Origin of the sequence: Ideonella sp., from assembly GCF_041918995.1 — a bacterium.
Classification (GTDB): domain Bacteria; phylum Pseudomonadota; class Gammaproteobacteria; order Burkholderiales; family Burkholderiaceae_C; genus Ideonella.
This window is the reverse complement of sequence record NZ_JAYRUN010000005.1, coordinates 228,946-248,543: the sequence shown is the minus strand read 5'-3', so window position 1 is coordinate 248,543 and position 19,598 is coordinate 228,946. Positions and strand designations below refer to the sequence as shown.

Annotated in this window: 20 protein-coding genes; 10 read left to right on the top strand and 10 right to left on the bottom strand. The window is 70.2% G+C overall.

Annotation, left to right across the window (positions count from 1 at the left end; genetic code table 11):
* Both ACE3UN_RS06725 and ACE3UN_RS06720 read left to right on the top strand, forming a co-directional pair.
* A partial coding sequence (locus ACE3UN_RS06725) for a hypothetical protein (RefSeq protein ID WP_374674142.1) occupies positions 1-460 on the top strand: 460 nt, incomplete at its 5' end.
* Positions 461-633: 173 nt separating this feature from the next.
* Positions 634-1,809 carry a DUF1566 domain-containing protein gene (locus ACE3UN_RS06720; protein ID WP_374674141.1) on the top strand — a complete coding sequence of 392 codons (1,176 nt, stop codon included), beginning with the start codon at positions 634-636 and terminating at the stop codon, positions 1,807-1,809.
* Between the two features lie 32 nt (positions 1,810-1,841).
* Here the strand turns inward: ACE3UN_RS06720 and ACE3UN_RS06715 are convergent, their stop codons facing one another.
* Complete coding sequence (locus ACE3UN_RS06715) at positions 1,842-2,309, bottom strand: Lrp/AsnC family transcriptional regulator (RefSeq protein ID WP_374674140.1); 468 nt, start codon at positions 2,307-2,309, stop codon at positions 1,842-1,844.
* Between the two features lie 126 nt (positions 2,310-2,435).
* On the opposite strand from ACE3UN_RS06715, the gene ACE3UN_RS06710 reads away from it, so the two are divergent.
* Positions 2,436-3,260, top strand: a complete 825-nt coding sequence (locus ACE3UN_RS06710) for an arginase family protein (RefSeq protein ID WP_374674139.1) — start codon at positions 2,436-2,438, stop codon at positions 3,258-3,260.
* A 30-nt stretch (positions 3,261-3,290) separates the two neighbouring features.
* On the opposite strand, the gene ACE3UN_RS06705 is transcribed toward ACE3UN_RS06710, so the two are convergent.
* Positions 3,291-4,220 carry an alpha/beta fold hydrolase gene (locus ACE3UN_RS06705; protein ID WP_374674138.1) on the bottom strand — a complete coding sequence of 310 codons (930 nt, stop codon included), beginning with the start codon at positions 4,218-4,220 and terminating at the stop codon, positions 3,291-3,293.
* 4 nt (positions 4,221-4,224) lie between these two features.
* A complete protein-coding gene (locus ACE3UN_RS06700) occupies positions 4,225-4,683 on the bottom strand; it encodes a MarR family winged helix-turn-helix transcriptional regulator (RefSeq protein WP_374674137.1) in 459 nt (152 codons plus the stop codon).
* 144 nt (positions 4,684-4,827) lie between these two features.
* On the opposite strand from ACE3UN_RS06700, the gene ACE3UN_RS06695 reads away from it, so the two are divergent.
* Together ACE3UN_RS06695 and ACE3UN_RS06690 are read left to right on the top strand one after the other, a co-directional pair.
* Entirely contained in the window at positions 4,828-5,271 is a 444-nt protein-coding gene (locus ACE3UN_RS06695) for a VOC family protein (RefSeq protein WP_374674136.1), read from the top strand.
* 94 nt (positions 5,272-5,365) lie between these two features.
* Positions 5,366-6,067, top strand: a complete 702-nt coding sequence (locus ACE3UN_RS06690) for a DUF899 family protein (protein WP_374674135.1) — start codon at positions 5,366-5,368, stop codon at positions 6,065-6,067.
* Positions 6,068-6,119: 52 nt separating this feature from the next.
* On the opposite strand, the gene ACE3UN_RS06685 is transcribed toward ACE3UN_RS06690, so the two are convergent.
* From ACE3UN_RS06685 to ACE3UN_RS06670, 4 genes are all read right to left on the bottom strand, one after another.
* A complete protein-coding gene (locus tag ACE3UN_RS06685) occupies positions 6,120-7,358 on the bottom strand; it encodes a diguanylate cyclase domain-containing protein (RefSeq protein WP_374674134.1) in 1,239 nt (412 codons plus the stop codon).
* 136 nt (positions 7,359-7,494) lie between these two features.
* Positions 7,495-10,893, bottom strand: a complete 3,399-nt coding sequence (locus tag ACE3UN_RS06680) for an AAA family ATPase (protein ID WP_374674133.1) — start codon at positions 10,891-10,893, stop codon at positions 7,495-7,497.
* 49 nt (positions 10,894-10,942) lie between these two features.
* Complete coding sequence (locus ACE3UN_RS06675) at positions 10,943-11,614, bottom strand: hypothetical protein (RefSeq protein WP_374674132.1); 672 nt, start codon at positions 11,612-11,614, stop codon at positions 10,943-10,945.
* Positions 11,615-12,029: 415 nt separating this feature from the next.
* Positions 12,030-12,650, bottom strand: a complete 621-nt coding sequence (locus tag ACE3UN_RS06670; RefSeq protein WP_374674131.1) for a DUF4124 domain-containing protein — start codon at positions 12,648-12,650, stop codon at positions 12,030-12,032.
* 137 nt (positions 12,651-12,787) lie between these two features.
* Here ACE3UN_RS06670 and ACE3UN_RS06665 point away from each other — a divergent pair, with 137 nt between their 5' ends.
* The 3 genes from ACE3UN_RS06665 (at position 12,788) to ACE3UN_RS06655 (ending at position 14,430) form a co-directional block, all read left to right on the top strand.
* On the top strand, positions 12,788-13,300 hold the full coding sequence (locus ACE3UN_RS06665) for a hypothetical protein (RefSeq protein WP_374674130.1): 513 nt from the start codon (positions 12,788-12,790) through the stop codon (positions 13,298-13,300).
* A gap of 244 nt (positions 13,301-13,544) precedes the next feature.
* Positions 13,545-13,808, top strand: a complete 264-nt coding sequence (locus ACE3UN_RS06660) for a hypothetical protein (protein ID WP_374674129.1) — start codon at positions 13,545-13,547, stop codon at positions 13,806-13,808.
* Positions 13,809-13,827: 19 nt separating this feature from the next.
* A complete protein-coding gene (locus ACE3UN_RS06655) occupies positions 13,828-14,430 on the top strand; it encodes a hypothetical protein (RefSeq protein ID WP_374674128.1) in 603 nt (200 codons plus the stop codon).
* 93 nt (positions 14,431-14,523) lie between these two features.
* On the opposite strand, the gene ACE3UN_RS06650 is transcribed toward ACE3UN_RS06655, so the two are convergent.
* Complete coding sequence (locus ACE3UN_RS06650) at positions 14,524-15,096, bottom strand: hypothetical protein (protein ID WP_374674127.1); 573 nt, start codon at positions 15,094-15,096, stop codon at positions 14,524-14,526.
* Between the two features lie 128 nt (positions 15,097-15,224).
* Between ACE3UN_RS06650 and ACE3UN_RS06645 the strand changes: the two genes are divergently transcribed.
* The gene (locus ACE3UN_RS06645; protein WP_374674126.1) at positions 15,225-15,593 is read left to right on the top strand and encodes a hypothetical protein; all 369 of its coding nucleotides are present in this window, start codon (positions 15,225-15,227) and stop codon (positions 15,591-15,593) included.
* A gap of 208 nt (positions 15,594-15,801) precedes the next feature.
* Here the strand turns inward: ACE3UN_RS06645 and glmS are convergent, their stop codons facing one another.
* Entirely contained in the window at positions 15,802-17,655 is a 1,854-nt protein-coding gene (glmS, locus tag ACE3UN_RS06640) for a glutamine--fructose-6-phosphate transaminase (isomerizing) (protein WP_374674125.1), read from the bottom strand.
* Positions 17,656-17,762: 107 nt separating this feature from the next.
* On the opposite strand from glmS, the gene ACE3UN_RS06635 reads away from it, so the two are divergent.
* A complete protein-coding gene (locus ACE3UN_RS06635; protein WP_374674124.1) occupies positions 17,763-18,266 on the top strand; it encodes an Lrp/AsnC family transcriptional regulator in 504 nt (167 codons plus the stop codon).
* A 19-nt stretch (positions 18,267-18,285) separates the two neighbouring features.
* Here ACE3UN_RS06635 and cfa read toward each other — a convergent pair whose 3' ends face one another.
* The gene (gene cfa / locus ACE3UN_RS06630; protein ID WP_374674123.1) at positions 18,286-19,527 is read right to left on the bottom strand and encodes a cyclopropane fatty acyl phospholipid synthase; all 1,242 of its coding nucleotides are present in this window, start codon (positions 19,525-19,527) and stop codon (positions 18,286-18,288) included.
* Positions 19,528-19,598: the final 71 nt, after the last annotated feature.

The window sequence follows — 19,598 nt, the reverse complement described above, 5'->3', positions numbered from 1 at the left end:
CGCCCCTGCCCCCGCCCCGGGCGCCGGGGCGGGCGCCCCCCTGGGCGGCGGCGCCGCCGGCGCCACCACCGGCGCCCTGGCCGGTGGCGTGACCGGCCCCGTGGGCGCCGCCATCGGGGCCGCCGCCGGCGCCGTCGTCGGCGCCCTGGCCGGCCGCTCGCGTGCCGACCACGACGACTACTGGCGCGACAACTGGAGCAGCCGCCCGTATGTGCAGCCCGGCGCCCGCTTCGAGGACTACGAGCCCGCCTACCGCCACGGCCTGGACGCCCACACGCGCTACCCGGGCCGCCCGTACGACGAGATCGAGGGCGACCTCGGCCGCGACTGGCAGGGCACGCGCGGCGGTTCCTCGCTCGAATGGGACCACGCCCGCCATGCCACGCGCGATGCCTGGCAGCGCGTGAAGGACACCGCCGAGCGCGCCATGCCCGGCGACTCGGACCGCGACGGACGCTGAGCCTGCGCGCCCGGGCGACCGGGCGCACCGGCAGGCCCGCACACGCCAGGTGTGTCACCTGCCACAGGGCGGGCCGCCACCCCCTGCTGGGCTAGGGGGCGGCGCATCGCGGGCAGACGGCGGGGGCCGCCCATACTGCGGCGAGCCTTCCGCCCACTGCCCGAGACGCCGCCATGCCCGCCCTGCACGCCCTGCCCCGACGATCCCCTGCCCCCGCGTGGTGCCGCGCCGCGCTGCCGCTGCTGGCGGCGCTGTGCGGCGGCGCACTGCCGGCCGCACCGGCCCTGGCCGGCACGGCCACCGGCAGCTGGCGCCTGAACGACACCGGGCTCACGCGGTGCGTCGTCTTCGACCCGCACGCCGGCTACGTCTTCACGCCCGATTGCACGGGCAGCGGGCACGACGGCGAATTCGGCCGTGACCCGGCGCGCCCGAACGCGCGCGATGGCCACGCCGGCTTCAGCTTCGAGAAGACCGGTGCCCATGGCGAGCCGCTGCCGCGCCAGGCCGCGGACTGGTCCTGCGTGCGCGACCGCGTCACCGGTCTCATGTGGGAGGTCAAGACCGGCGACGGCGGCCCGCGCGACGCCGGCCGGCGCTTTCGCAACCAGGGCGACGGCCAGGCGGGCGACGCCAGCGCCTACGTGGCCGAGGCCAACGCCGCCGCCCTGTGCGGCGCGACCGACTGGCGCCTGCCCACGCGGCGTGAGCTCGAAAGCCTGATGGACTTCAGCGTGCCCGAGGGCGGCCCGCTGCTCGACCGCGCGTGGTTCCCCCACTCGCCGCCCGCGCTGCACTGGACGTCCACGCCCGCCGAGGTGCATGGCGGCAGCCCCACCTACCGCTGGGCGGTGAATTTCTACAGCGGCGGCACGCTCTGGTACGGCGGCCAGTACGGCGAGTTCGCCGTGCGCCTGGTGCGCGGCGGCGCGACGCCACCCCAGCGCCGCTGGCAGGCCGCCGGCGCGGAGCTGCGTGACCGGACCACGGGCCTGGTATGGCGCCGCTGCGCCGAAGGCCAGGCCTGGACCGGCAGCACCTGCAACGGCTCGCCCACCACCTTCCTGACCATCCGCGACGCGGTGGCCCACGCGCAGGGCCAGGCCCTCTCGGCCGGCCAGGCCTGGCGCGTGCCCAACATCAAGGAACTCGCCAGCCTGGCCGAAGCCGGCGTGCAGCGCCCCGCCATCGACACCGCCGCATTCCGCGGCTTCCAGACCGAGGCCTACCACTCGGGCACGCACTGGACCGAGAACCCGGTGTACAGCTGGCGCATCAACTTCGCCGACGGCGGCATGGTGCGCGACCACTGGGGCGGCAAGCTGCTGCTGGTGCGCGACGGCGACTGAGCTGCGTCTGCCGGCGCCTGGCGGCCCCGGGGTCACACGGGCAGCTGGGCATGCGCCTTCACTTCCCGGAGCGCCAGGCTCGACTTGATCGACACCACGCCCGGCTGGCGACGCACGGCCCGCTCGATAAGCCGTCCATACGCCTCCAGGTCGCGGGCCACGACGGTCAGGAGATAGTCGGCCTCGCCCGAGACCTCGTGGCAGCTGAGCACTTCCGGGTGGCCTTGCATCGCACGCTCGAATTTCTCAGGGGACTGGCCGGACTGGTCACCAAACCTCACCTCGACAAAGGCCAGCACCCCCAGACCGAGCCGCGCACGGCTCAGCGCGGCGCGGTAGCCGGTGATGTAGCCGAGTTCCTCCAGGCGCTTTCGTCGGCGCCAGCACGCCGTCACCGTCAAGGCCAGCCGCTCGCCCAGGGCGGCGCTGGACAGGCTCGCGTCGCCCTGCAGCAGCCTGAGGATCTCGCGGTCGGCCGCATCCAGCTCGTCGTTCGACATGACATTCCATTGGCAAGGGAAAGACTGAACTGATTTTGCGTGGCGGGCGGCTTGGCACACTCGCGAATGCAAAGACTGCCCGGCGCAGCGCATTGATGATCTCGGCTTCTTTCAGGAGCCTTCTCCATGCCAACTGAGCTGGTGCTATTTCAAGGGCGCGTGGGCGACCGCAACGACCTGGCCCTGCCCGGCGCGCGCGCGTTGGCAAACGCGCTGGCCGCCGCCCACGGCCTGTGCGCCCGGGTGATCGGGGCGCCCGAGCCGGCCCTCAACCAAGGCTGGGCCACCGAACTGGCCGCGGCCCGGCCGGCACTGCAGGCCTTGCACGCCCACTTCGAGCGGGTCTGCACCCGGGGCGCCCGGGTGGTGGCGGCCACCAGCCGCTGTGCGGCCTCGATCGCTACGCTGCCGGTCATCGCCAGGCACCACCCGCGCGCCTGCGTCGTCTGGTTCGATGCCCATGCCGACCTCAACACCCCCGACTCCACCCTGTCGGGCTATCTCGGCGGGCTGGCGTTGGCCGCGCCCTTGGGGCTGTGGCACTCCGGGTTCGGCGCGGGTCTGGACACGGATCGCCTGGTCCTGGTGGGCCAGCGGGACCTCGACCCGTTCGAGTCGGACCTGATCGCGCAACGACGGATCGTCCACCTGCCACCTGGCCCCGGCCTCGCGCGGGAGCTGCGTGACGCGGTGGCCGGGCGCCCCGTGTACGTGCACCTGGATTGTGATGTGCTGAACCCCGGCATCGTGCCCACGGACTACGTGCACGACGCCGGATTGTCGCTGGAGGACCTCCGGCAAGCCGCCGAGGCGCTGGCCGCATCCGAGGTCATCGGTCTGGAGATCGCGGAGTTCCAGAACGCCTGGCACCCGGGTGGTGAGCCGGTCTCTCCCGCGCCGCTGGTTGACGCGCTGCGTCCGCTTCTGGTCACGTTGCTGGCCGCCGCGTAGCGTCCTCGTCCCCACGGCCCGGCCGGGCACTCACTCGGCGCGTACCGCCTGGGCCAGGGCCGGCCAGAGGACCCGGTGCGAGCGCCGGAACCAGTCCAGGTGCCCGATGGCACGCAACCCGTACTCGGGCGGTTGGAACTGCCGCACCGTGCTGCGGGCGCCGGGCCAGCCGGCGACGAGATCGGCCACGCTGCCCGGGTTCGCGATGTCGTCGTCGCTGGCGTGGAAGATGGTCACGGGCGCGCGCACCTGCGCATGCCGGTCCCACTGGGGATGCCGGCGCACGCCATGGCGGGCATAGCCGCCCGCGGCGCACCAGCGGCCCCAGTCGATGCCCACGCGCGCCGGCAGGTTCTCGCCCAGGCCCAGCGCGGCAGTGGGCGCATAACCGGCCACGCGCGCGGCCAGCGGCACGATGAGGCGCAGGCCCAGGTGCGCCTTGGCCCGGAAGGCCGGCCGCATGGTGCGGAACCAGCCGGTGGAGGCGGCCACGCCCACCAGCCGGGCCACCTTGTCGTGGTTGGGCATCACGCCCAGCATCTGCGCGCCGGCACTGTGCCCCAGCAGCACCGCCTGGGCGGCGCCCGTGCGAACCAGCAGCGCGTCCAGCGCGGCGGGGATGTCCAGCCGGCCCCAGTCGAGCAGCCGCGCACGGCACTGCCGCAGGGGGCCGCGCAACGACAGGCCGATGCCGCGGTAGTCGAAGGTCAGCACGTCGTGCCCCTGCTCAGCCAGCCAGGCCGCGAAGCGGCGGTAGAACTGCTGCGGCACCCCCGTGGCACCGGCGATGAGCACCGGCCGGGGCGCGGGCTCGGCGCCGCCCGTGCGGGGGAAGAAGCGGCCCGCCAGGCGCGTGCCGTCCTCGCAGACGATGTCGAGCGGCTCGCCGTCGGGCGGGGCGTCGGCCGCCGTGTCCCGCATGGCGGTGGCCGCGGTGTTGTCGGTGCGGGGGTCGTTCATGCGCTCACTCCACGGGCGGGTCGCCCAGCTGCTGCACATGGCGCAGCCAGCGGGCGACCGTCTGCAGTTCGTCGTCGGTGAAACCCTCGGCCAGGCGCTGCTGGATGCGGCGCGCCGCCTGGCCCAGCGGCCGCAGGGCCGCCCGGCCGGCGTCGCGCAACCAGACCCGCTGCGCCCGCGTGTCGCGCTCGCACACCCGGCGCTCCACCCACCCGGCGGTCTCCATGCGCTGCACCAGGCCGGTCAGGGCGGACGGCGCCAGGTCCAGCGCGTCGGCCAGCTCGCCCATGGTGCGGCCGTCCTGCTCAGCCAGCAGGAACAGCACGCCGCCCTGGGCGGCACTGGGCGCGGCGCCGAGCTGGCGCGCGGCCCGTGCCTGCTCGGCGGCGATCCACGCCTGCAGGCGGCGCTGGGCGCTGGTGAGAAGGAAGACCAGACGGGGGCGGCTGGGCGCGGGGTTCATGGGGGCACCGACGACACAGGATGTCATTATTTCGCGTGCGAAGTATCCCCGCTTTTCTTGTTGGCATGCAGCGGCGTGCGACTCGTCGCATCGGCACGACAGTTGCCCGCCTACCGGATCGCGCCCTGCAGCAAAGGACATTCGATGCCCTCCATCCACGAAGTGTTCCCCTACCTGATGGTGCGCGACGCCCCCGCCGCGATCACCTTCTACCAGCAGGCGTTCGGTGCGGTGGAACTGTTCCGCCTCGTCGAACCGTCCGGCCGCATCGGCCATGCCGAGCTGCAGCTCGGCCCCGCCGTGCTGATGGTGTGCGACGAGTTCCCCGAGTACGGCATGGTCGCGCCTCAGGCCGACCAGTTCACCGGCTGCACGCTCCACCTGCATGTGGATGACGCCGATGCGATGGCCGAGCGCGCCGTCGCCGCCGGGGCCACGATGCTGATGCCGCCCACCGACCAGTTCTACGGCGAGCGCTCGTGCCGGCTGCGCGATCCCTTCGGCCATGCGTGGCTGCTCGGCCACTCGATCGAGAAGCTGGATCCGGACGAGATGCAGCGCCGCTATACCGCCCTGTTCGCGGAGTGAGGGGGCCCGGCCGACCACGGCGATCGCCGATGTCGAGACAGCGGCGGCTCGAACGTCGTGAGGGACACGCCACCGTGCACTGCCAGGAGTTCCCATGCCCCCGACCCTCACCCCCGCGGACCAGCTGGCCGCCCTGGGCCACGCGCCCTTCCCCGGCGCATCCGACGCGTACGAGGCGGCGCGCCGCCGCCTGCTGGCCGAGGAGATCGAGCTGCGCCGCCACCTCGCCCGCGTCGCGGAGCAGCGTCGCGCCCTGCCGCCCGGGCCGGTCATCAGAAAGGACTACCGCTTCATCGACAGCCAGGGCCAGCAGGTCGGTCTGATCGACCTCTTCGACGGCCACGACACGCTGGTGACCTACTTCTGGATGTTCGGGCCGCAGCGCGCGCGCCCGTGCCCGATGTGCACCAACCTGCTCGGCGGCCTGAACGGCAACGCCGCGGACATCCGCCAGCGCGTCGCCCTGAAGGTGCTGGGCCGCTCCACGGTGGAGCGCCAGATCGCCTTCGCGGTGGAACGCGGCTGGCGCGACCTGAGCTTCGTGCAGACCGTGGGCGACGACTACGCGCTCGACATTGGCGCGCTGCAGCCCGATGGCAGCGAGTACCCCGCGCTCGTGGTCTTCCAGCGCGACGGCGACCGCGTGCGCCTGTTCTGGGCCGGCGGCATGACGGGCGAGATGGCCGACCCCGGCCAGGACCCGCGCGGCGCGCCCGACCTGGCGCCGCTGTGGAACGTGCTGGACCTGACGCCCGAGGGACGCGGGACCGACTGGTACCCGAAGCTGAGCTACTAGCCGCCCCCCGGCGCCGGGCCAGCCATCGGCGTGGGGTTGCGCCCGACGCAGGTCAGGCCGCGTGCACCCGGTTGCGCTGCGCCTGCACCTTGGCCCGCATCGCGGCCTGCGCGGCGCGCACCATCAGCGCCTGCACCGTCACCGGCTGGTCCCCCTCCTGTGACGCTGCCACGCCCACGGTGATCGTCATCACCGCCGCGGTGGGCGAGGCACGGTGCGGAATGCCCGCCTGCTCGACGGCGGACCGGATCCGTTCCGCGGCCAGGCGCGCCTCCGCGTCACCTGTGTCCGGCAGCACCACCACGAACTCCTCCCCGCCCTTGCGGAAGACGAGATCGCCCCGCCGAGCGGCCGCCTGAACGAGCTGAGCGACCCGGCGCAGTGCCTCGTCGCCCTGGTGATCGCCATGGTGGTGGTTGTAGTCGTGGAAATGGTCGATGTCCAGGAACATCACGGCAAACCGCCGGGCCTGCGCCCCGGCTCCGCCACACGCCGTGGGCAACACCGCATCCAGCGCGCGGCGGCTGCGCAGGCCGGTCAGTGCATCGAGTTCCACCTGCTCTTCCAGCGCACGATTGCGCTCGCTGAGCGTCGCCACGGTCTTGGCCAGTTCCCGCCGCGCGGTGGCGACGCCCGCGATCTCGTCGTCGAACTCCCGCAGACGATCCCGGCCCTCGCTCTTGGCCACATACATCGCCATGTCGGCGGAGGACAAGGTCCGGTCTAACCGGGCGTGAAGCCGCGACGCGTCCGGAGCGCCGGCCACCAGTCGCAGCGGCGTCAGGCCGATGGAGGCGGTGACTCTGATCTCCTTGCCGTCGACATCAACGGGCTGCCGGATAGCGGCCAGCGCACGCTCCAGCCCCGACCGGGCGTGCACCACGGTCCCCGGCATGAAGAGGATGAACTCGTCGCCACCGCATCTCGCCACCGTGACATCCGCCGTCACACTGGCCTGTATCCGCGACGCCATGCACTGCAAGACCGCGTCGCCGACATCATGCCCGTGCTCGTCGTTCACCTTCTTGAAGTGGTCCAGGTCGACGATCGCCATGGAGCCGGAGACCCCGCGCGCCAGAAGCCGCTGGACGCTCTCCATGAACGCCGAACGGCAGTAGAGGCCCGTCAGCGGATCGTGGCACCGCATCCATTCCGCCTGCCCGTCACGGGGGGCGGGTTCGTCTGGTCGGGCCGTGGGCTGCTGTCCCGAGCGCTGCGCAGCGCGCCGGGCAAGCGTCCGCCACAGCCGTTGCTCGAGGGTGGCAAGCAGTCGGGGCACAGGCAGTGGCATGGTGTCCGCCGGGGGGATTCTTGGGGCTGCGCCAGTGTCGCACCGGCCGTTGGGCGGCGAATGCCGAGGCCAGCCGGCGCCTAGGCGCCGACGGCCAGTCACGGAAGGCGAGTGCTTCCGCGCGCCAGAGAAGCGCTCAGCGCGATGGCTCGCGCACCTTGGCGAGCAGGAACGCGTTGAACGGATTGCCGTGCAGGAAGCTCTCGCGGTACGCCGGCGGCACATGATCCGCAGCGGTCCGGAAGATCCAGTCGGCCGCGTGGTGGGCAATTTCACGGGTGAGCGCGGTGTCGCGGGGCTCGAGCACCTCGATCAGCGCGCGCCAGACCACCCCGCGGTAGACCAGGCCAGGGCAATGGTCGGCCATCAACCGCCAGCTGTCCCGGGCCAGCCACACCGCCTGCGCCGTGTCCCCGAGCCTGGCCAGGCGCTGCGCCAGCAGTGCCTGAAACACCAGTTGCTGGCCGTGCATGCCGCTGGTCGACGTGAACTCCACGCCGAGCCGCGCCGCCGCCACGGCGAGCTCGTCCTGCCCGTGGCGGGCTTGTATCCGCCAGGCGGTGAGCAGGGTTCGACCCGCCCAATGGCTGGCGGCCTCGGCCGCGGCATCGAGCGCCTGGCGACAGGCTTCTTCGAGCCGTGCACCTGGCTGCGGGACCTGGGCACCCACCTCCTTCCAGAACAGGGCCATGTAGGACCCCGCCGGCGCCTGCGCCTGCGCCAGCAGACGACGCGCGCGGATGGGTTGTCCCAGGTCGCAGTAGGCAAAGGCCAGCGGGAGGCGCGCCTCTTCCCACTCCGCCGGCCCCGCCCCCGGATCGGACAGCACGCGCTCGCCGAGCGTCAAGGAGGAGGCGTAGTGGCCCAGCATCCGGTCGATGACCTGAAGGCGGATGGTGAAGGACCTGAGGACCATCGCGTCTTCAGGGATGTCCTGCAGCAGTTGCCTTCCCTCGACGATCGCGTCGCGCCCGTCCTGGACCCGGCCCGTGAAGATGAGCGCGGTCGCGCGCGCCATGAGCAGGTGCGGCAGCACGTGGCTGGCGCCGTTGGTGCGTGCGATGTCGATGGCGCGCTGCCATTGCTCGAGCGCCTGTGCCAGGCACCCTCTGTCCTGCAGTACCTTGGCCATCGCATCCGCGTGAACGATCTGCTGCTTCGCGCAGCCATGCCCATTCACCCAGGACTCGATGGGCCGCAGCATCTCCTCGGCGTCCGCTGCCTGGCACTGCTCGCACAGCAGCTGGGCCAGCAGGGCGCGCGCCCCCAGTTCGCAGGCGCGATCACCCGCGGCGAGTGCCGCGGCAAGCGCTTGCCTGCAGGTGCCGGTCGCGCGCTGGTACTCGCAGCGCTGCTCCAGCAGCGACGCCAGGCTGCGCAGCGTCATCGCGCGCTGGCGATCGCTGGTGGCGCTGTGCGCCGCCTGCTCGACCAGACGCTGCACGTTGTCGAACGCGCTGGCCATCATGGCCGGAGAGATCAGCTCGTCGATCAAGGCGCACTGGGCGTCCGCGTCTCCGGCGCGTCCGTGGATCTCCTGGGCCTGATCCAGGTAGGCGATGCCCTCGCGCAGGCGCAGTGCACGCAGGGCCTGCCGGCCCGCTTCGGCCAGGTGCGGCGCCGCGCGCAGCTCCTCGCCCGCGCCCAGCCAGTGCTCGGCCAATCGAGCAGGCGCGACACCGCCCTGGCGCGCCATCAGCTCGGCGATGCGCCGGTGCAGCGCCCGCGCGATGGGCTGAGGCACCGATTCGCGCGCAGCCTCGAAGATGAGGTCGTGGGCGAAGGCACCGTCGCGCAGGATCTGGGCCGATTCGAGCTCAGCCCACGCGTCGGTGAGATCCAGCGGATGGACATCGAGCACCTGAGCCGCCAGCGTCACCGAAAAGTCCTGGCCCGCCACGGCCGCACAGCGCGCCAGGCGCACGGCGTCGCGCGAGAGCAGGCCGATGCGCCGTTCGATCAACCGCAGGGCGCTCGCGCTCGGCGCCAGTCGCGCCAGCAGGCCTGCGTCCGTCGCCCGCTGGTGGGCCGGCTCGCGCTGCAGGCACCACGCCTTGATCGTTTCCAGCAGGAACAACGGGTTGCCGCCTGTGCGGTGGTGCAGGACCCCGGCGAAGTCGGTGGCGTCGTCCGCATCCAGCGTTCCCACGCCGACAAGCCCCAGGGAGTCGAGCAATTCGGCCACCTGGGCGCGGGTCAGCGGCTGCAGCACGAGGGGCGCGGCACCCAGTCGGGTGGTCAGCGTGGCGACCAGCCCCTGGGCCGCCGGCCCGATCTCCGCCGCGCGAAAGGCGGTCACCCAGCGCACCCCGGGCACACCGGCCAGGTGTTGCGCCATCTCCAGGCTCGCCGTGTCGGCAAAGTGCAGGTCGTCCAGCACCACCGCCTCCAGCCCGGCCACCACCGCATCGCGCCAGGTCGTTTCGAGCGCACCGACGAAGCGCGCCTCGGCGCCGCCATCGTGGGCACCGGTCGGCCCGCTGGGGGCCAGCTCGGGCAGCAAGCGCGCCAGTTCGGCCTGGATGCCATCGGGCAGGGCCTGTGCCCGGGTCGCGAGCACATGGCGCAGCAGGCGGCAGAGCAGGGCATAGGGCACCCGGTCGTCGCCCGGACGCGCCGACGCCTGCAGCGCCTGGCCCGGCGCCGGGGCGCACGCCCGCAGCAGATCGCCGACCAGGCGCGTCTTGCCCATGCCCGCTTCGCCGACGATGACCACCGCGTCCCCGCGCTCCCAAGCTGCCTGCAACGCCGACCACTCGGCATCCCGGCCCACGAGCCGCGGCGGGCGCAGCACCGACACCGGCACCACACGGCGCGGCGCGGGCGCAGCCAGCGCTTGCGAGCGCTCGATCTGCGCCAACAGCTCGAGGGTTTCGCCCGACGGCGTGGCACCGACGTCGTCCTTGAGCGCCCGCTCGCAGCGATCGAAGGCAAGCAGCGCCGACGCGCGGTCGCCTCGCAGGTAGTGCAGACGCATCAGCCGCCGGTGCGCATGCTCCTGCAGCGGCTCCAGCGCCAGCAGGCGCTCCGCGCAGGCGATGGCTTCGGCCAGGCGGCCCTGCCGCTCCAGCGCCGAGGCTTCGCCGGCCAGGCACTCGCGCCGCAGGCCCTGCAGGCGCTGGCGTGCGGCGCTCAGCCAATCAGCGAACTCGGGCAGTTCGGCATAGTCGTCCTCGCCGAGCAAGGCCGCGTCCAGCGGCTCGCCGTCGAAGCCGGGCCAGGCGAGCGCTGGGCAGAGGACCAGCGTCGACGACCCCGAGATGGCCTCCACGCCGAGCTTGCGCTTGAGCGCGTAGATGCGCTGCCGCAGGCGCCCTTGCACGTCTTGCGGCGGTTCGTCTGGCCACAGCAGCGCGGTGACCCGGCTGCGTGCGGCCGGCCCCTCGATGGCGAGCAGGGCCAGCATGGCGGCGTCGCGCCGCTCCAGCCCCACGCAGGCGCCGGCCGGCGTCACCACCCGGGCCCGGCCACACAGGTGCAGGCTCCAGCGTGGCGCATCGACCGCGGATGCGATGGCCGCCGTGACGTCTGGCATGTGGGACCACCTCAGTGGAAGGGGCCGGAGGAGCGCGCCGCCGCGGCGCTCAGTGTCGAGGCCGCGGAACCACGTTGAGCGTATACACCAGGTTCTGGTTGAAGTGGGTGTCGTTGGTGGCGAGCAGCTCCAGCGTGTGCACGCCGGGCCGCAGGTCGTCGATCTCGCCGTAGTAGGTGTCGTCCACCGTCCGGTAGAGGCCGGCGGGCACCGGACTGGACCCGCAGACCGGCCCGAAGAGGTTGTCGCTCGGCAACGCGGTGGCGAACACCTTGCTGCGCACCCGCTGGGTCTTCACCGGCTGGCCATTGAGCCGAACCGTGACCTTCAGCTTGTCGGTGACCGATGCGATGATGGCTCGCAGCTCACTGTCCGAGATGCCGTCCACGTCGCCGCAGTGGCCGGGTGCATAGACGTAGTTGCTGCCGGCGACCGGGAACCGCAACTTGACGCCCTGCAGGATGGTGCAACTGCGGCTGACCGTGCCGCCGCCCGAGTGCGAGGCGAGGTACCACGTCGAGCCGTTCTGGCCGACCATGCAGTGCTCGCCGGTGGTGTCGGTGAGAGGGTTCACCGAAGCGGGGATGGAGTAGATCCATTGCACCCACTTTCCCTTACGCCAGTCGTTGGCATCGTCGTCGGCCCAGGCGGCCGGGGCCATGCCCGCCGCCACAGCGAGCGCCGCAGCGCGGAAGATCATCGGCAGTGTCGAACGGCTCATCACGCGTCTCCTAATGGGAAGGGCTGAAACGCCCGGCCAGACGGCCCGGGTGGCAGGCCATTGACCTGCTGCATCAGCTTAGGCAGCGTGCGTCAGCACAGCGTCAGCGGCACGGGACGGCAGGGGCATGCCACGACGGCAGTCGCCTGTGCGAACTCAGGCGTGCGAGGGTGGCACGCGCAGGCGCCAGAGGAGCGTCGCCTCATGCCCGACAGGATGGGGGGGTACCCCGATGCATGCGCGGTAGGCGGCGGACGGGCGTGTGTTCACGGGCAACAAAGTCTGCGACAGGGCTCCCGGGAAGCTAGCGCGGTAGCGACTTGCCAAAGTCGGCGACAAACGGCCTTCCGAGTTCAGCCGCCACTTGCGGGCGGCAACAAAGTCCGCGACGCGGGTCGAAAGCGCGCACGCAGCCTTACTTCAAACGAATCAGTGTGAACGTGTGCTCGCCCAGGATCATCTTGCCCTCAGTGCGACAAAGAATCACTGTGGGCGAATAGGCGTAGAGGTACAGGTACTTGTAGCTGACGTCCTTCCAGATGGAGCCGTCAGTGAAATGAATGACTTCTTTCGCTGTACCCATGAATGGCTGCGGCTTTTGAATGCCCACCTTGTGGCAATCGTCGTCCGCAACTGCCGCTCGCTGCGGAGGTCGCTGCGCAGCTCCATTTCGAGACCGCCAGATCTCAAACTCCTCTACCCGATCGCACCTCATGGATGCCCACTGGGCCTGCGTTCTAGCCTTTGCGTCCCTGCCGAGCAATCCCTCGCACGTCTTGAGCAGTTGCTCGTAATCAGCCCGGTTCCTTGGGAGACCTGTGCGGGGATCCAAGCCCTGCCGGTTGGAGCGTGCGGCCTCAATATGCGGTGAAGTAGATGGGGGCGAAGTTCGTGTGGCCGGGCGAGATTGATCGCAGGGGTAGTCCCGGAACTCCGTCTTTCCGGCTTTGTCCTTGCATTGGTAGACATTCTGCGAAGCTGCCCCTACATGGGCGCTCAGGCAAATCGCCGCTGCGAGCGCCGGCAGCGTGAACATGGGGGCCATAGTCCATCTCCCTCCTAATTCGCCGCTCTTCGGCGGTCCTTGGGCAACTCTATGCGACAGGCTAGGCCTTCATGCCTGCGCCGGCAAAGACTGAGACACGCGTATGGACGCCGGCTAGCATCGCCTGCATGAAAAGTTCCTGGCAAGTCGCGACAGCAGCGGAGGCCTTCGCTGCCGCTCAATTCTGCCGCTGTGGATGGGACATCTCGGTCCAGTACGGCGCCAACCAGCCCGAGTACGACCTGGTGGCCGTCGACGGCGACACGATGCTCAAGGTGTCCGTGAAGGGCAGCAAAGACGGGAGCTGGGGCCTGACCCAATCCCACCTTTCCAATGCTGACTACCACGCGGCGATCGACGCCTGGCTGCTGAAGCACAGCAAGAAGACCGTCTTCTGCCTCGTGCAGTTCAAGGGCACGGCGATCCACGAACTCCCGCGCATGTACCTTGCCACCCCGCAGGACATCGCGGATCGCATGAAGGCCACCGCCGCCGGCCGCGGCGACACGATCCTCTATGAACGTAAGCAGTGGACTTCCCGGGCCCACGGTGCGGGAACCGTGGATGAGATTCCGGCGTCATGGAAGTTCTCCGTCGAGCGGTTGGCGGAAGTTGCAGCCTTGGCTCGAGCACGAAGGTGAACGCGCTCGGGACGTCCTTATGACGCTCCCGCCTCGGACAGGAGCGTGCTTGGGCCTTGGTCGGGGGCAGAGCTGCCGCCCGCCCGCACACCGAGGTCGCCGACGGGCGCCTACAACAGCTGGGGCGGGCAGTCCCGTGCGTACTGCCCATCCGGTTAACGACAGGATCGCCTTGGCGCTCGCCTTCGTGTGACACTCTCCATGTCAAAAATGCTGCGCCGCAGCGGAGGACTGAACGGGGACCATGACGATGACGACCGCCACCAAGACCGCGACGAAGACCCGACTGAAAGTGCTGTCTAGCAGGAAAGCTGCTGGTCTGGGGTCGCTCGGGGTCCAAACGCAGACCGGCCTTGGTGTGATGCGCCTCAGCGATCCGGCCCTGAAGCCCGACATTGCCAAGCTCAAAGCGAAGCTTCGCAGTGACCCGGCGTTCGCCCTCAAGACGCTGCAGAGCGCTGGCATCGCGACTGCAACTGGAAAACTTACGAAACGGTTCAAGGGCTGAATAGCGCTGGCCCGGCCGTATGTGGGACCTCTACAAGTTCCAGCCCAGCTTTGTCCTTGGGTTTCACGGCTGCGACAAATCCGTTGCAGAGCGAGTGCTCGCAGGTGCCGGCAAGCCGCATCTTCGCCACAGCACGAACCGCTACGATTGGCTCGGCAACGGCATCTACTTCTGGGAGTCGAGTCCAAAGCGTGCCATGGAATGGGCCGAGTTCGTTCGGGACAACCCGTCCGTCTCGAGCGGCAAAGTAGAGACGCCCGCGGTGGTGGGCGCGATCATCGACCTCGGTTACTGCGGCACGCTGCACGACCGCGCCTTCCTCAGCGAACTTCGCCAGGCCCATGACCTTCTGACCCAAGCTTCGACGTCTGCCGGGGTTCCGATGCCGACGAACGCCGGAGGACAAGACAAGCCTCGCCGCCAGTTGGACTGCGCGGTGATCGAGTTCATGCACACGCTCCGAGAGACAGAAGGTTTGACGCCGTACGACACCATCCGGTCGGTGTTCAGTGAGGGCGATAACCTTTACCCGGGAACCTTGTTTACCGAGAAGAGCCACATCCAGTTGGTGGTACGGGACGAGCGCTCTATCCGCGGGTACTTTCGGCCCATCGAGGGGTAGCTCTACTTCCGCTCGGCACGCGCCACGTGCGCCGCCGCAGCACTGACGTCGGGTACGGGGCGCATCCGGACGTCTCTTTGATCGGCAAGGGCCTCAATTTGCGCGAGTACCTGTCGCCTCACGGCGATGGCGATGATTGCCGACCAGGACCAGTTCGAACGACCCGGGCCTCTCTTCCAGCAGCAGCCCGATGACCTTGGGTCGCTGGCTCACGAAACGGCGTAGTGCCTGAAGCTCGTAGAGCCTGCCGAAGGCCCGCTGGGCACTTCCTTCGATGCCTCGCTGGCTCTCGGTCAGTTGCATGAAGTAGCACGCGAGGTTCCGACCGAGGAAGTCGACGCGAAGCGGCTGGCTGTTGTCGACAATGTTCAGCGGCCGATTGAAGCGCGGCACCAAGTGCTCTGTGCGCGGATTGCCCTTCACCTGCTGCCTGACACGCCTCGCAATGTTCGATGCCCGCTGCTGAGGCGGCAACGAGTAAGCCGACAGCAGTTGGTGCAAGGCGCTCTGCTCCTGGAGCAGGAACGCGGCCGCAGCTTCGACGCTCTGAGCCGTGAAGGCATCCTCGCGCACGAGTTCGGCAGTCTCGAAGGGGGGAACCAGGGACCCGGACCTATCGCCGACCAATGCTCGGCCAACGACCGAGCCGTCCAGGAGTTGCAGCATGACACCGGCCGTGAGCTTCTCGCTCGACACCAGCCCTGGGCTGAATTGGATGCGGGCCCGTCGGCCGCTCACTCGCCCGGGTTCGGCAAGTTCAGTTGAGGATGTCCCGGGCGACTGCACAGCAGTGAATGAGTGATGAGAAGTCGGTTCCGGACGAAATCCAGCAGCTGGATGCGCTCTCGCCTTGTGTGCCAGCGTCGAACGCCGGTAGCCGCAATCGAGGAGGAGCGAGACGAATGATCTGGATTGACCGGGAGCACAGCCGGCTGAAGCACGCCGAGAAATACCGACTCACGGCTGAGGATCCTGAGCGTGCCGAGTACTTCGTTCGCGTACGATGGCTTGACACCGTGCCGGAGAACAAGGCCGTCAATGAAGTCGGCCTGTTCGGCAATCAGAACACGGTATGCCAGCCGACCACGCCCAAGTGGCGGCACACCGTGGACCGGCTCAAAGCTGCCTTTCCCGGTTGGACAGGGTTCGGCCCAGCTCAGTGACATTGGCTCCAGCAGCTACCAGCTGCATACAGGCGGGGCCCTCGATTCGGCCGCGGTCCCACGAGCCGAATGGATCACGTCGCATGAGTCGCAGTTGCTTCAAAGTCTTGGCCGTACAGCGTCTCAGACTTTAATGTCATGTCTCAGACTCCAATGGCATGTCTCAGACATTAATGGCAAGGAACACGTGCAGCGCCCGCCGCCTGGCTCACTCCACCGTCACACTCTTCGCCAGGTTCCGCGGCTTGTCCACGTCCGTCCCGCGCGCGCAGGCGGTGTGGTAGGCCAGCAGCTGCAGCGGCACCACGTGCAGGATGGGGCTGAGCGGGCCGTAGTGCTCGGGCATGCGGATGACGTGCAGGCCTTCGCTGGGCTCGATGCGGGTGTCGGCATCGGCGAAGATGAAGAGCTCGCCCTTGCGGGCGCGCACTTCCTGCAGGTTGCTCTTGAGCTTTTCCAGCAGGGTGTCGTTGGGGGCCACGGTGACCACGGGCATCTCGGCGGTCACCAGGGCCAGGGGGCCGTGCTTCAGCTCGCCGGCGGGGTAGGCCTCGGCGTGGATGTAGCTGATCTCCTTGAGCTTGAGCGCGCCTTCCAGGGCGATGGGGTAGTGCAGGCCGCGGCCCAGGAACAGCGCGTTCTCCTTGCGCGCGAAGGCCTCGGCCCAGCCGATGACCTGCGGCTCCAGCGCAAGCACGGCCTGCAGGGCCACGGGCAGGTGGCGCATGGCCTTGAGGTGGGCCGCCTCCTGCTCGTCGCTCAAGTGGCCGCGCACCTGGGCCAGGGCCAGCGTCAGCAGGAACAGGCCGGCCAGCTGGGTGGTGAAGGCCTTGGTGCTGGCCACGCCCACTTCCACGCCGGCGCGCGTCACGTAGGCCAGGGCGCATTCGCGCACCATGGCGCTGGTGGACACGTTGCAGATGGTCAGCGTGTGCACCATGCCGAGTGAGCGGGCGTGCTTCAGTGCCGCCAGGGTGTCGGCCGTCTCGCCGCTCTGGCTGATGGTGACGACGAGCGTCTTCGGGTCGGGCACGCTGTCGCGGTAGCGGTACTCGCTGGCGATCTCCACGTCGGTGCGGATCTTCGCGATGCTTTCCAGCCAGTACTTGGCGGTGGAGCCGGCGTAGTAGCTGGTGCCGCAGGCCAGGATGAGCACGCGGTCCACCTCCTGGAAGATGCGGTAGGCACCGTCGCCGAAGAGCTCGGGGGTGATGCCTTCCACGCCCTCCAGCGTGTCGGCGATGGCGCGCGGCTGCTCGAAGATCTCCTTCTGCATGTAGTGGCGGTAGGGGCCCAGCTCGGCGGCGCCGCTGGCCACCAGCACCGTCTTCACCTCGCGCTGCACGGGGCGGAACTGGCCGTCGCGCGCGTCGCGGGCCGTCACCCAGTGCTTGCCCAGCTGCAGGTCCACCACGTCGCCTTCTTCCAGGTAGGCGATGCGGTCGGTCACGCCGGCCAGGGCCATGGCGTCGCTGGCCAGGAAGCGCGCGCCGCCGGCCTCGTCCACGCCCAGCACCAGGGGCGAGCCCTCGCGCGCGCCCACCACGCGCTGCGGCTCGTCGCGGCAGAACACGGCGATGGCGTAGGCGCCGTGCAGGCGCACCACCGCGCGCTGCACCGCCTCCAGCAGGTCGCCGTCGTAGAGGTGGTCCACCAGGTGGGCGATCACCTCCGTGTCGGTCTGGCTCTCGAAGACATAGCCCTTGGCCTGCAGCTCGGCACGCAGTTCGTCGTGGTTCTCGATGATGCCGTTGTGCACCAGCGCGATGCGGGGGCTGGCGGCATCACGGCCCGAGAAATGCGGGTGCGCGTTGTGCACCGCCGGCGCGCCGTGGGTGGCCCAGCGGGTGTGGGCGATGCCGGTGCCGCTGATGACCTCGTCGGCCTGCACCTGGGCCAGCAGGTCCGCCACGCGGGCGGTGGACCGGCTGCGGCGCAGCGCGCCGCCCTGGTGCACGGCCACGCCGCAGGAGTCATAGCCCCGGTACTCCAGGCGCTGCAGGCCCTGGACGAGGACGGGAACGATGTTCTTCGCGCTGACCGCGCCGACGATGCCGCACATGGCAGAAGCTCCGATTCAAGGCAATGGCGGCATCTTAGGCAGGAGGCAATGGGGAAGGCTTCCAATCATCGGACGCGAATGAAATCTTCTGCCATCATCATGGCACCATGCAATCTTCTTCCACAGACGGTTCCATCGCGGAAGTTTCCGTCGAACTCGATGCCCTGGACTGGCGCCTGCTGGACCACCTGCAGCGCGACGCCAGCCTCACCAACCAGGCACTGGCCGACGCGGTGGGGGCCTCGCCGGCCACCACCCTGCGCCGCGTGAAGCGGCTGCAGCAGGCGGGTGTGATCCAGCGCTTCACCGCCCTGCTGGCGCCGCGCTTCGCCGGCCGGGGCCTGAGCGCGCTGTGCGAGGTGAGCCTGGACCGCCAGGGCGCCGAAGCGCAGGCGGCCTTCCAGGCGCGCGCCGTGGCGGACGCCGCGGTGCAGCAGTGCTGGCGCGTGTCGCCGGGCCCCGACTTCGTGCTCGTGGCCTGGGCGGCCGACATGCCGGCCTTCCATGCCTTCACGCAGCGGCTGTTCACCGCCGACGCGAACGTGCGCAACGTGAAGACCTTCTTCGCGCTGGAGCGCGCCAAGTTCGACCCGCGCGTGCAGACGCCGTGAGCCGGCAGCGGGGCTGGCCTCAGGCCGGCCGCCGGTAGCCGCCGGCCACGCCGTGCGGTGACAGCACCCACTGCCACAGCTGGATGTCGCGCGCGCGGAACGCGCCGGCGCAGGACAGCAGGTAGTAGCGCCACATGCGGTGGAAGCGCTCGCCCAGGCGGTCCGCGAAGCGCGGCCAGGCCGCCTCCACGTTGGCGTGCCAGTGCATCAGCGTGCGGTCGTAGTCGGCGCCGAAGTTGTGCAGGTCCTCCACCACGAAGCGCTGCTCGCAGGCGCGGCCGATGCGCGCCACCGTGGGCAGCTCACCGTTGGGGAAGATGTACTTGTCGATCCAGGGGTCGGTGCCCTCGCCCTGCTCGTTGCGGCCGATGGTGTGCAGCAGAAGCAGGCCGTCGGGCGCCAGCACCTGCAGCGCCACGTCCATGAAGGCGGCGTAGTTCTTGTGGCCCACGTGCTCGAACATGCCCAGGCTCACCACCCGGTCGAAGCGGCCGTCGCCGGGGCCCGGCGCAGGCAGCAGCCCGGGCAGGCGGGCCGGCAGGTCGCGGTAGTCCATGAGGTGGAAGGCCACCGGCAGGCCGGTACAGCGTTCCCGGCCCAGCGCCACCTGCTCGGCGGACACGGTGATGCCCACGCACTGCACACCGTGGCGCTCGGCGGCGTACTGCATGAAGCTGCCCCAGCCGCAGCCGATGTCCAGCACGCGCATGCCGGGCCGCAGGCCGAGCTTGCGGCACACCAGCTCCAGCTTCGCCTCCTGCGCGGCGTCCAGCGTGCTGGCGCCGTCTGCCCAGTAGCCGCAGGTATAGGCCATGCGCGCGTCGAGCATGGCGGCGTAGAAGTCGTTGCCCAGGTCGTAGTGGGCGTCAGCCACCTGGAACGCGCGCCGCCGCGTCTGCCGGTTGAGCCAGCGCGCCTTGAGCAGGTGCCACACCGGTGGCCGGGTGCCGGCGGCAGGCCCGTGCTCGCGCAGCGTCATCTGCGCCCGCACGAGGTGGTGGAAGAACTCGTCGAGCCGCTCGGCGCGCCAGTGGCCGTCCATGTAGCTCTCGCCCAGGCCCACGGTGCCCTGCGCGAGCACACGCTCGGCCACGTTCGGGCCCAGCAGCTGCATGTCCCAGGGGCGCTCGCCGCCGACGCGGATGTCCGCCCGGGCGAGCAGGCGCTCGAACCACGCCTGCGCGCTGCGGCCGCGCCGCTTGTCGTGGGACACCGGGTGCTGCGCGCGGGCACCCGTCAGTTCGAACGCGTCGACCTCCATGGACAGACCCCCTCTGTGCAGGACCACCACGCCGGCATGCGCGCATGGTGGGCCAGCCGCCGGCCGCCCGC

Coding starts and splice junctions, on each gene's coding strand:
- ACE3UN_RS06720 (WP_374674141.1), top strand. CDS start 634: ATGCCCGCCCTGCACGCCCTGCCCCGACGATCCCCTGCCCCCGCGTGG.
- ACE3UN_RS06715 (WP_374674140.1), bottom strand. CDS start 2,309: ATGTCGAACGACGAGCTGGATGCGGCCGACCGCGAGATCCTCAGGCTG.
- ACE3UN_RS06710 (WP_374674139.1), top strand. CDS start 2,436: ATGCCAACTGAGCTGGTGCTATTTCAAGGGCGCGTGGGCGACCGCAAC.
- ACE3UN_RS06705 (WP_374674138.1), bottom strand. CDS start 4,220: ATGAACGACCCCCGCACCGACAACACCGCGGCCACCGCCATGCGGGAC.
- ACE3UN_RS06700 (WP_374674137.1), bottom strand. CDS start 4,683: ATGAACCCCGCGCCCAGCCGCCCCCGTCTGGTCTTCCTTCTCACCAGC.
- ACE3UN_RS06695 (WP_374674136.1), top strand. CDS start 4,828: ATGCCCTCCATCCACGAAGTGTTCCCCTACCTGATGGTGCGCGACGCC.
- ACE3UN_RS06690 (WP_374674135.1), top strand. CDS start 5,366: ATGCCCCCGACCCTCACCCCCGCGGACCAGCTGGCCGCCCTGGGCCAC.
- ACE3UN_RS06685 (WP_374674134.1), bottom strand. CDS start 7,358: ATGCCACTGCCTGTGCCCCGACTGCTTGCCACCCTCGAGCAACGGCTG.
- ACE3UN_RS06680 (WP_374674133.1), bottom strand. CDS start 10,893: ATGCCAGACGTCACGGCGGCCATCGCATCCGCGGTCGATGCGCCACGC.
- ACE3UN_RS06675 (WP_374674132.1), bottom strand. CDS start 11,614: ATGAGCCGTTCGACACTGCCGATGATCTTCCGCGCTGCGGCGCTCGCT.
- ACE3UN_RS06670 (WP_374674131.1), bottom strand. CDS start 12,650: ATGTTCACGCTGCCGGCGCTCGCAGCGGCGATTTGCCTGAGCGCCCAT.
- ACE3UN_RS06665 (WP_374674130.1), top strand. CDS start 12,788: ATGAAAAGTTCCTGGCAAGTCGCGACAGCAGCGGAGGCCTTCGCTGCC.
- ACE3UN_RS06660 (WP_374674129.1), top strand. CDS start 13,545: ATGACGATGACGACCGCCACCAAGACCGCGACGAAGACCCGACTGAAA.
- ACE3UN_RS06655 (WP_374674128.1), top strand. CDS start 13,828: ATGTGGGACCTCTACAAGTTCCAGCCCAGCTTTGTCCTTGGGTTTCAC.
- ACE3UN_RS06650 (WP_374674127.1), bottom strand. CDS start 15,096: ATGCTGCAACTCCTGGACGGCTCGGTCGTTGGCCGAGCATTGGTCGGC.
- ACE3UN_RS06645 (WP_374674126.1), top strand. CDS start 15,225: ATGAGTGATGAGAAGTCGGTTCCGGACGAAATCCAGCAGCTGGATGCG.
- glmS (WP_374674125.1), bottom strand. CDS start 17,655: ATGTGCGGCATCGTCGGCGCGGTCAGCGCGAAGAACATCGTTCCCGTC.
- ACE3UN_RS06635 (WP_374674124.1), top strand. CDS start 17,763: ATGCAATCTTCTTCCACAGACGGTTCCATCGCGGAAGTTTCCGTCGAA.
- cfa (WP_374674123.1), bottom strand. CDS start 19,527: ATGGAGGTCGACGCGTTCGAACTGACGGGTGCCCGCGCGCAGCACCCG.